Annotated in this window: 9 protein-coding genes; 2 read left to right on the forward strand and 7 right to left on the reverse strand. The window is 72.7% G+C overall.

The genetic code is table 11. From position 1 onward, the window contains the following. Positions 1-23: 23 nt before the first annotated feature. Positions 24-629: a TetR/AcrR family transcriptional regulator gene (locus ACFU53_RS27730; RefSeq protein WP_383997904.1), complete on the reverse strand. Its 606-nt coding sequence runs from the start codon at positions 627-629 to the stop codon at positions 24-26. Positions 630-769: 140 nt separating this feature from the next. Between ACFU53_RS27730 and ACFU53_RS27735 the strand changes: the two genes are divergently transcribed. Next, positions 770-1,444 (forward strand): TetR/AcrR family transcriptional regulator, encoded by a 675-nt coding sequence (locus ACFU53_RS27735; protein WP_383997907.1) that lies wholly within the window; start codon positions 770-772, stop codon positions 1,442-1,444. An 89-nt stretch (positions 1,445-1,533) separates the two neighbouring features. Here ACFU53_RS27735 and ACFU53_RS27740 read toward each other — a convergent pair whose 3' ends face one another. The 6 genes from ACFU53_RS27740 to ACFU53_RS27765 form a co-directional block, all read right to left on the reverse strand. After that, the gene (locus ACFU53_RS27740; RefSeq protein WP_383997910.1) at positions 1,534-2,688 is read right to left on the reverse strand and encodes a thiolase family protein; all 1,155 of its coding nucleotides are present in this window, start codon (positions 2,686-2,688) and stop codon (positions 1,534-1,536) included. Continuing rightward, positions 2,685-3,146 carry a Zn-ribbon domain-containing OB-fold protein gene (locus tag ACFU53_RS27745; RefSeq protein ID WP_383997913.1) on the reverse strand — a complete coding sequence of 154 codons (462 nt, stop codon included), beginning with the start codon at positions 3,144-3,146 and terminating at the stop codon, positions 2,685-2,687. The genes ACFU53_RS27740 and ACFU53_RS27745 overlap by 4 nt, the downstream gene beginning before the upstream one ends. 20 nt (positions 3,147-3,166) lie before the next feature. Beyond that, complete coding sequence (locus ACFU53_RS27750; protein WP_383997916.1) at positions 3,167-4,285, reverse strand: acyl-CoA dehydrogenase family protein; 1,119 nt, start codon at positions 4,283-4,285, stop codon at positions 3,167-3,169. Further along, positions 4,282-6,900: a putative PEP-binding protein gene (locus ACFU53_RS27755; RefSeq protein ID WP_383997918.1), complete on the reverse strand. Its 2,619-nt coding sequence runs from the start codon at positions 6,898-6,900 to the stop codon at positions 4,282-4,284. The genes ACFU53_RS27750 and ACFU53_RS27755 overlap by 4 nt, the downstream gene beginning before the upstream one ends. Further along, positions 6,897-7,529 (reverse strand): hypothetical protein, encoded by a 633-nt coding sequence (locus ACFU53_RS27760; RefSeq protein WP_383997921.1) that lies wholly within the window; start codon positions 7,527-7,529, stop codon positions 6,897-6,899. Before ACFU53_RS27760 ends, ACFU53_RS27755 begins: the two co-directional genes overlap by 4 nt. A gap of 94 nt (positions 7,530-7,623) precedes the next feature. Beyond that, on the reverse strand, positions 7,624-8,460 hold the full coding sequence (locus ACFU53_RS27765) for an enoyl-CoA hydratase/isomerase family protein (protein ID WP_383997923.1): 837 nt from the start codon (positions 8,458-8,460) through the stop codon (positions 7,624-7,626). Positions 8,461-8,613: 153 nt separating this feature from the next. Here ACFU53_RS27765 and ACFU53_RS27770 point away from each other — a divergent pair, with 153 nt between their 5' ends. After that, entirely contained in the window at positions 8,614-9,828 is a 1,215-nt protein-coding gene (locus ACFU53_RS27770; protein ID WP_383997926.1) for an acyl-CoA dehydrogenase family protein, read from the forward strand. Positions 9,829-9,918 lie beyond the last annotated feature (90 nt).

Genomic DNA, 9,918 nt, shown 5'->3' on the forward strand with positions numbered 1-9,918 from the left:
CGCCTGCTGGCGCGACCGGGGTTCTATGTGGCCGGGTCGGCGATCCGCCCCGCGAGATCGCCGACCTCGCGGACGAAGGAGCGGTGCCCCAGCGACCGGTAGACGTCGTCGCCCCGGACCTGTGAGATCGCCGCGGTCTCCAGCAGCGCCAGCAGGCCCAGGCCGATCACCGCCGCCTCGGCGTCGGAGACCGACGTGCGGGCCTTGCGGATCAGCCGCACCAGTTCCTCCAGCAACTCCGTACGGCTCTCCTGCCGCAGAGCCTCCGCTTCCTGGCTCATGCCGGCCGACGACACGAAGTACACGGTGGCGGCGGACCGGTACTCACCCATCCAGGCCAGCAGCGTGGTGACCGCCGCCTCGATGTCCGAGCCGGGCTCCTGGGCCTCCGTGATCGCCCGCATCTCCTCGCGCAGCGCGGTGGCGAACGCCCGCATGGCTTCCGACAGGACCTGGTCCTTGGAGGAGAAGTGGTAGTACACCGCTGCCGAGGTCATCTCCGCGCGAGCGGCGATGTCGGCCACCGTCACCTCGTCCGGCGGCTGGGTGGCGAACAACTCCGTGGCTGCCTCGATCACCCACTGCTTGCGCGAGGGACGGTGAGCGGCGCGAGTTCCGGATGTTGTCATGCTGTCAAGTATGCCGGGACCTCGGTGTCCCGGAGACCAACGTGCAGCAGGAATTAAGCGGACGAACGGTCGGAGTTACTGGATACAATGATCAGTACGCTGGGCCCACGGACGAGGGTTCACGCCAGTCGGCAGGGAGCATGATGGCCACCACGAAGAACGGCAAGCAGCCCGCCCACCGACCCTCGCGGCGGCAGCACATCATCACCGCCGCCGTGCGGGTGTTCGGCCGCAGTGGGTTCGCGGAGACCAGCATCCAGGACATCGCGGACGAGGCCCAGGTGGTGCCCACAGCCGTCTACTACCACTTCGACGGCAAGGAGGAGCTGCTCGAACTCGCCATGCGCCGGGTATTCGATCAGCTGAACGTGGTCGTGGAGGCGGCACGTCCGGAGTCCGAGCCGGGCGACGCGGAGGGCCTGGTCCGGGTCATCGACGCCGTGTGGGACTGGGTGGAGCGGAATCCCGACGAGGCCCGCCTGTACCAGGTCCAGGTCGCCTCGGCCAACGGCAGCGTCAAGGTGTTGCGGGACGAGTTCGAGCAGCGGCACATCCAGCGTGGCTACGACTATCTGCCCGAGGGCACCACACGCAGCCCCCGGGCGGCGAAGGCCCGGCACGCGGCACAGGCGCTCGCGGTCCGCACGCTGATCAGTACGACCATGCTCGTCACCGCGCTGCGGGCGGAGGGAGGACCGCTGTCCCAGCTGCCCTCCCGGTCCGTGCTGGAGGCGGTCAGGGCGCTGGCGCTGCGCATCGTCGCCGCCGAGCAGCAGCAGGCGAAGCCGGCCACGTCACCGAGCCGAGGCGGTTGAGCAGGGCAGTGGCCCGCGGCGCCAGGTGCCGATGAGGTGGCTGTCCGGCTGTCGCGCGCAGATGTCCCGCACCGCTCGCTCGCCGCCTCTCACACCGTCAGGACCGAGCACGCGCTGATCCCGGGCGCCCCGTACACATGGGTGAAGCCGACCCGGGGAGCGCCCGGTACCTGCACACCTGGCGCCCGGCCCTGCAACTGTCGTACGACCTCGTGGAACTGACGCAGCCCGGAGGCGCCGACGGGCTCCCCGCCGGCCAGACAGCCGCCGTCGGTGTTGACCGGTATCCGGCCCGCGGGATCCGTGGCCCCGGCGGCCAGCAGCTCCTCCTGCTCGCCGTGGCCGCACAGTCCGGTTTCCGCCAGGTGGATCAGCTCCGAGCCGCTGTCGGTGTCCTGCAACTGGGCGATCTGTACGTCCGCGGGCCGCACCCCTGCCGTGCGGAAGACCGCCTTGGCGGCGTCGACGCTGGGGCTGTGGTGCGGTCCCGGCGGCAGCCAGGGCGAGAACACCTCGAACGAACCGAACCGCCGGGTCCGGAAGGCCAACGACGCCAGTTTGACCGGTCGTTCGCACAGGTCGAACGCACGGTCGCCGAGCGCGAGCACCAAGGCCGCGGCGCCCTGTCCCGGTGAGCAGAACATGTACTGGGTGAGCGGGGGACTGACCTCGGCGGAGTCCAGGATCTCCTGCTCCGTCAGCGGCTTGCGCCGCCAGGCCAGGGGGTGGTGCGAGCCGTTGCGGAAGGCTCGCGCGGCGACCATCGCCAGCGCCCGCTCCGAGATCCCGTGCTCGTACAGGTACCGCTGGGTCTTCAGCGCGAAGAACTGGGTGGTCAGCATCATGCCGGTCTCGGCGTACCAGTCACCCAGGCCGTAGCGGGCCGCAGAGACGTGGAACGCGCCCCGCTCGTGCTTGTCGAACCCCACCGCCAGTCCCAGGGTGGCCTCACCCGCGCGCAGCGCGTTGGCCACCGTGAGCACGGTGGAGGCACCGGTCGCGCAGCCGTTCTGCACGTTGACGAACGGCACTCCGGTCAGGCCCAGCCGGCCCACCAGTGTGTCGGGTTTGCCGGACACGTCGGAGCCGCCGGCCGCGTAGCCGATGTCCTCCCAGCCGACACCGGCGTCGGCCAGCGCCTCGCGTACCGCACGCTCGGCCATGTCCATGCCGGTGACGCTCTCGTCGCGGCCGAAGGGATGCATGCCGCATCCGACCACGTACACGTCGTCGGGCCGACTCATCGCTCCCCGTCCCGCTCCGGGCGGAACGCGAAGGTCACCACTTCGGTTCCGTCCTCGTCCCGGTACGCGGGAACCGTGGTGAGCCGGACCGGCAGACCGATCCGGATCTCCGCGCGGGGAACCGCCAGCCGCGCTTCGACCAGCACCTCACCGAGGTCGACATAGCCCACGTGGTACGGCCGGTAACCTTCGGCCGGCGTCCGGTACGGCGGCTTCGGCGGGAAGGCCTGGAGCGTCCACGACCACACGTGCCCGCTCACCGGCAGTACGTGACCGGACATGGCCCCGTTCGGACACCTGGGGCACGAGTCCTGTCGGGGGAAGACGACGGTGCCGCACCCGGAGCAGCGGGCGCCCGCGAGACGCGGTGGATCCCCTTCGAACCCCTCGGTGTCGAACTTCCGGTTCTCGGACTCCCCGTTCTCGAACAACGACTCGTCGATGAGCCTGGTGGTCATGTTCCGTACCGCCTTCCACGTCACCAGCCCAGCAGCCCGGCCAGCCGTTCCCGATGGTGTGCGACGCCGCCCAGCAGCACCGCGTCCGACTGGGCGCGCCGGAAGTACAGGTGCGCGTCGTGCTCCCAGGTGAAGCCCATCCCGCCGTGGAGCTGCACGCACTCGGCGGCGACGGAGACGAACGCCTCGCCGCACCACGCCTGTGCCACCGCCGCCGCCTCGGCCAGCGCCTGCGGCGAGCCGTCAGCCCTGACCGCGCGCACCACGGCCGACCGTGCGGCCTCGACCTGGAGCAGCATGTCGGCGCAGGCGTGCTTGACCGCCTGGAAGCCGCCGATCGCCCTGCCGAACTGGGTACGGTCGCGCACATGCGCCACCGTCATGTCCAAGGCGGCCTGAGCTCCGCCCAGTTGCTCGGCGGCCAGCGCCACCAGGGCCACGTCCAGGGCGCGGGAGACGAGGTCCGCCCCCTCGCCGCCGGCGGTCAGCGCCCGGGCCCGGGCACCGGAGAAGGTGACCACCGCCTGACCGCGGCTGAGGTCCAGCGTGGGTACCCGGCGCACCGTGACCCCCGGCTCGCGCGGGTCGGCCAGGAAGAGGTCCACGCCGTCGCTTCCGGCCGCGGCCACCACCAGTGCCTCGGCGTCGGCGCCGTCGAGGACGAACGGCGCGGTGCCGTCCAGCATGGGGACGCTGCCCTGCCAGGAGACGGCCACCGGCACGGCGTCCGCCCGCCACGTCCCGTCGGGTGCGGCCACCGCCAGGGCATGCACGGTGCCCTCGGCGAGCTCGGCCAGCGCCTTGTCGGCCGTACCGCAGCCGGCCAGCACCTGCCCGGCCAGCACGGTGGAGGACAGCAGCGGTACCGGTGCCAGTGTCCTGCCCAACTCCTCGCAGACCACGGCGATCTCGGCGAGGCCGCCGATGCCTCCCGCCGACTCGGGCAGGCCGAGCCCCGCGAGGCCGACCTGTCGGCCGAGGGCGTCCCACAATCCGGCGTCGATGCCGGGGGCCTCCTCGGACAGCCGGCGTACCGCGGCGGTGCCGCCGGCGTCCGCGCAGACCGACCTGACGGTCTCGCGCAGGTCCTCCAGCTCGGTGTCCGACAGGGACGTGCCGTCGGTCACGGTGCTCGTCATCGTGCGCTCCCGCTCTCGTCGCGCCGTGCGCTTCTGCTTTCGTCGCGCCGCTCCCGCAGGGCACTGTGCGCGGCCGCCATCCGGGCCACCGGCACGCGGTGCGCGGAGCAGGAGACGTAATCGAGTCCGAGGTCGTCGCAGAACGCGATCGACTCCGGATCACCGCCGTGCTCACCGCACACGCCCAGCTTGATACCGGGCCGCACCACCCGTGCCCGCTCGGCCGCCAGGCGGACCAGGGCGCCCACCCCGTGCGGGTCGAGCCGGGCGAACGGGCTGGCGGTCAGGAACCCGCGCTCCTGGTACGAGGCGAGCACCTGGCGCTCGACGTCGTCCCGGGAGAACCCGTAGGTGAGCTGGGTGAGGTCGTTGGTGCCGAAGGAGAAGAACTCGGCGTGCTCGGCGAGTTCGCCGGCCAGCAGTGCGGCCCGCGGGGTCTCGATCATCGTGCCGAGCCGGTACGGGACCTCCACCCCGGTGCGGGCGGCGACCGCGTCGGCGGCACCACGCACGTACGCGGCCGCGGCGGCCAGTTCCTCCGGCAGGCTGACGAGCGGGATCATCACCTCCAGCTCCGGCCGGACTCCGGTGGCGGCGACATCGGCCCAGGCGGTGAAGAGCGCCTCGGCCTGTGCCGGGTAGAGCCTCTCGTGCAGCAGCGCCAGCCGCACCCCGCGCAGCCCGAGCATCGGGTTCGCCTCGCGCAGCGCGGCGGCCCGCTGTTCCTCGGCCGCGTCCAGGGCCTCGCCGGGGGCGGGCAGGAACTCGTGCAGCGGGGCGTCCAGCAGGCGCACGGTCACCGGGCGGTTCCCCACGGCGGCCAGCAGTGCGCGGAAGTCCTCGTGCTGGGCGTGCTCCAGCGCCGGCAGCGCCTCGTCGCGCGCGGTCGCGTCGGCGGCCAGGAGCACCCGGCGGATCAGCGGCAGCCGCTCGCCGAGGAACTGGTGTTCCGTACGGCACAGCCCGACACCCTCCGCGCCCAGGGCGAGGGCCGTCTCCACCTCGGCGGCCGTGTCGGCGTTGACCCGCACACCCAGCCGGCGCACGCCGTCCGCCCACTCCAGCAGGGTGGACAGTTCGGGCGGCGGTCCGGCGACACTGACGCTCAGCGTCCCCGCGTAGACGGCGCCGGTACGGCCGTCCAGGGAGACCGGGTCACCCTCGCGCACCACCCGCTCCCCGAAGCGGACCGTCCCGGTGGCCGGGTCCACGCGCAGTCCCTCGGCGCCGCACACGGCGGGCTTGCCGGCGCCCCGCGCCACCACGGCGGCGTGCGAGGCGATGCCGCCGCTGCCGGTCAGCACGGCCGCGGAGGCCAGCATCCCGGGGACGTCCGCCGGGCTCGTCTCGGCGGCCACGAGCACGACCTGGGTACCGTCAGCCGCCAGTTCGAGGGCACGTTCGCTGGACAGCACGACCGCTCCGGTCGCCGCCCCCGGCGACGCGGGCAGCCCCTTCACCAGGAGCTCCTCCCCGCCGGTCAGCCGGAGCTGGGGGTGCAGCAGTTCCTGCACCTGCGCGGGAGTGATCCGCCGTACGGCCTCCTCGCGGCCCAGCGCCCCGTCCCGGGCCAGGTCCGCGGCCAGACACACCGAGGCCCGAAGCGGCGGGCGGAGCTGCGCCGAGGCGGCGAGCAGGGAGATCTCGTCGTCACGCACCTCGAAGTCGACCGACACCGGCGCGCGCAGATGACGCTCCAGGGTGAGCAAGGAGTGCTCAAGGAGCGCGGTGCCACCAGTGAGTCGATCCAGCGGTTCACCGGTGTGCGGTGGCGGGGCGCTGCGGCGCACACCCCGGAAGAAGGAGCCCTGGGGAGAGAGGCGTCCGGTCTCGGGATCGCGGCTGACGGCCGTGCCGTAGCCCGAGTGGTCCGCCGGGCCGATGCGCAGGGCCTGCACATGCAGGGCGACGGCCAGCTCGGCGGGGAGCCGCTGGGCCCGGCGGGACCGTCTCGCACGCGGCGAGTCCCACCGGCCGAGGAGGGCACGGGCGGCCAGCGCGAGCTGCTGCGCCGGGTCGTCGGGGAAGGGCTGGGAGCCGTGCTCCGCCACCAGGGACAGCAGCACCTCCACCCGTGCCCGCGGCCCGGGCGCGTCCAGGAGGGCGTCGTCGAGCATCGCACCGGGCACGTCGAGGGCGTACTCGCCGATCATGCGCACGGTGGCGGCCCACACGTCGTACAGCGCGTCCTCACGCCCGATGACCGCGCACAGGTCGTCGGCTCGGGCGGGGGCGACGCCGAGGCAGGCCAGGTCGGGCGGCAGTCCGGCGATCTCGGTCGGGGCGCTCGCCGACAGGCGCAGCAGCAGCGGCCGGGCCGCGTCCCCGATGCGCCGCCCCGAAAGCTGTTCGACCAGGTCCACGGCGGCTTCGGCGGTGTCGGTTTCGCACAGCGACGCGGCGGCGCCGGCGGGCACCGTGAGCCCCGGCACGACCGGCAGCCCCAGGGCCACCAGCCGGTCCATCGCCGCGCCGTGCGCGCCCAGTTCGTCGGCGTCGAGGCCCCGGATCCGTCCCTGCCCGTAGGGCACCAGGAGCCGGCCCGGGGTCCCGGAGGGCGCGAGGGGTGCCCCGGGCTGTGCGAGCGGGCCTGCCTCGCGGTCGGTGACGCTCAACCCCGGCTCCTTGAGACCAGCTCCTCTTCACGGACCTCGTCCTCGGCCCGGCTGATGCCCAGCACCAGCAGCAGCTCCTGGTGCAGCCGCATCCACACGGTGTGGTACGAGTCGCACAGTGGCGAGGCCAGCCACGCAGGCGCGCCGTCGTCGAAGCGGTCGAGGGCGTCCTCCAGGGCCGTCAGGTACTGCCCGCTGCCCGCCAGCACCCGCTCCAGCCGGCGCAGCACGGGCTGGATGGCCTCGTGCACGTCCTCCAGCGACTCGCGCACCCCGGCGTCGTAGACGTCGTCGGAGTGGTCGTTGGCGGTGCCGTCGGGGCGGCACTGCCATGCCGTGCACACGTCGCGGATCTTCCGGTTGACCGGCAGGAACGCCTCGTACGCCGCGGTGATCCGCTCCTCCTGCTCGGAGCCGGCGGGAACCCGCAGGATCCGAGCGGCGGCGGCCTTGGCCCGCTCGGTCGGCAGTACCACCGGCCCCTTCACCATCGCCAGCCCGGCGTCGACCAGCGGACGGGTCTCGGACTCCGGCCGACCGCGCCACATCCCACGCAGAACGAGGTCGACGACGGCCTCGGTGAGGGGCTCGTCGGGTGCGTCCGGAAGGTCCACGGCAGCAGATTGCATCGCCACACCTTTTCCCCGGTTCTGTGGTGACCGGTTCCTTGGTTCTGTGTTGCCCGGAGGTTACGCCCCGGCGGGGGTGTTAGTGAAGAGGGACTCAAGAAACACTTTCGGATTCCCTGGCCCCGGCCCGGCTGTCGCCCGCCTTCGGACGGCCCCGCGCGGCGAGGAACGACGCCATGCGGTCCTGCGCCTCCCGGCTGTCGGCCAGGGCCGCGATCGACCGCGCCTCTTCGGCGAGGTGGCGGCTCAGTTCGTCACCGGAGTCGACGCGCAGCAGACCCTTCGCGGCGCGCAGCGCGTCACCGGCGCCGACGGCCAGATCGGCGGCGGTCCGGTGTGCCGTGTCGTCCAGTTCCTCGTCGTCCACGGAACGGGAGACCAGGCCCCACCGTTCGGCGTCGTCGCCGGTCAGAACCCGATTGGTGAGGATGAGGTCCGCCGCTCTGCGGGGGCCCACCAGGCGTGGCAGGAACCATGACGCCCCGCAGTCCGGGGTGAGGCCGATCGCCGTGTACGCCAGCCGGAAGCGCGCGGACCGGGACGCCAGGACGACGTCCCCCACGAGGGCGAGACCGATCCCGCCGCCCGCGGCCGCGCCGCGCACGGCGGTCACCACCGGCACCGGCAGTTCGTGCAGGACCTGTATCGCGGTGTGCGCGGCGGTCGCCACGGCATGCACGTAGGCGCCGGTCTCCGCGCCGCGCCCGGCGAAGGCGCGCAGGTCACCGCCCACGCAGAAGCTGCCGCCCGTCGCCCGAAGCAGGACCGCGCCGCCGGGATCCGCGGCCACCTCCAAGGCCCTGTCCCGCAGCGCCTCGGCCGTCCTCAGATCCAGGGCGTTTCCCCGCCCGGGATCGTCCAGCCTCAGCTCGACGACTCCGGCGGGGTGGCGGACGATCCGGACCGGCTCGGTGCTTACGGGGAGGCTCATGGGTGTTTCTCCTGTCGTCTTCCCGTCGCCGGGTACTTCCCGTTTCCGGGTGCTTCCCGTTCGGGGTGCTTCCCGGCAAGATACTGAAGACGCTATACAGTTTCTAGGACGCGACGGGAGCCGATGCCCGTACGCCCGTCGGCGGGAGGTCCCGTGCCCATCCAGTTCGATGTCGATTCAGAGGTCGCTCAACTCGCAGCGACGACGGCCGAGTTCGTGCGCGAGGTGGTCATTCCGGCCGAGCGCGAGTGCGGCGGGTCCGTGCACGACGCCCCTGAGGCAGTGCGGGAAACACTGCAGAAGGCCGCTCGTGACGCGGGTGTGTTCGCTCCGCACGTACCGAAGCGGTGGGGCGGACACGGGCTCGACCTGCGCGGGCAGGCGGTGGTGTTCGAAGCGGCGGGTTACTCGCTGCTCGGACCGCTCGCGCTGAACTGCGCGGCCCCGGACGAGGGCAACATGCACCTGCTGGAGAAGGTGGCCACCGAAGAGCAGAAGCGGAGGTATCTGCGTCCGCTGGCCGCGGGCGAGACACGGTCCTGCTTCGCCATGACCGAGCCGGCTCCGGGAGCGGGTGCCGATCCCCGATCCCTGCGGACCACCGCGACCCGGGTTCCCGGCGGCTGGCGCATCGACGGGCGCAAGTGGTTCATCACCGGCGCCCATGGAGCCGGCTTCGCCATCGTCATGGCCCGGACCTCCGGCAGTCCCGGCGACCCGGGCGGTGCCACCATGTTCCTGGTCGACGCCGGCACCCCCGGCATGAGCATCGTCCGGAACATCGAGACCCTCGACGAGTCGCTCTTCGCAGGGCACAGCGAGATCCTCTTCGAGGAGTGCGTGGTGGGGGAGGAGCAGGTGCTCGGCGCGGTGGACCGCGGCTTCGAAGGCGCCCAGGTCAGGCTCGGTCCCGCCCGGATGACCCACTGCATGCGCTGGCTGGGAGCGGCCCGCCGCGCCCAGGACGTCGCGCTGGAACGGGCGGGGAGCCGGATGGCGTTCGGCTCGGCGCTGGGCGACCTCGGCATGGTCCAGCAGATGCTGGCCGACTCCGAGATCGACATCGAGGCGAGCCGCGCCCTGATCCTGCGTACCGCCTGGGAGTTGGACACCGGCTCCGCCGCCGCACAGCTCACCTCGGTGTCCAAGACCTTCGTGGCGGAGGCGGTGAACCGGGTGGTCGACCGGGCGGTGCAGATCTGTGGAGCCCTCGGCATCTCGGCCGCCGACGCCCCGCTGGCCCGTCTGTTCCGGGAGGTGCGGCCGTTCCGGATCTACGACGGCCCGTCGGAGACGCACCGTTTCGCCATAGCCCGCCGCGCGGTGCGGCCCTACCGACAGCCGCGCACGGACGCCGCCGACGGCTAGTGAGCCGGTTTTGAGTTCTCCCGTCGCCACTTGAGTCGTGTTCCGTTTCGGATCGTGGCTTGGGCGGTGACGGGGCTGGTGGTTTGCGGT

Source organism: Streptomyces sp. NPDC057474, from assembly GCF_042802555.1.
Taxonomy (GTDB): Bacteria; Actinomycetota; Actinomycetes; order Streptomycetales; family Streptomycetaceae; genus Streptomyces.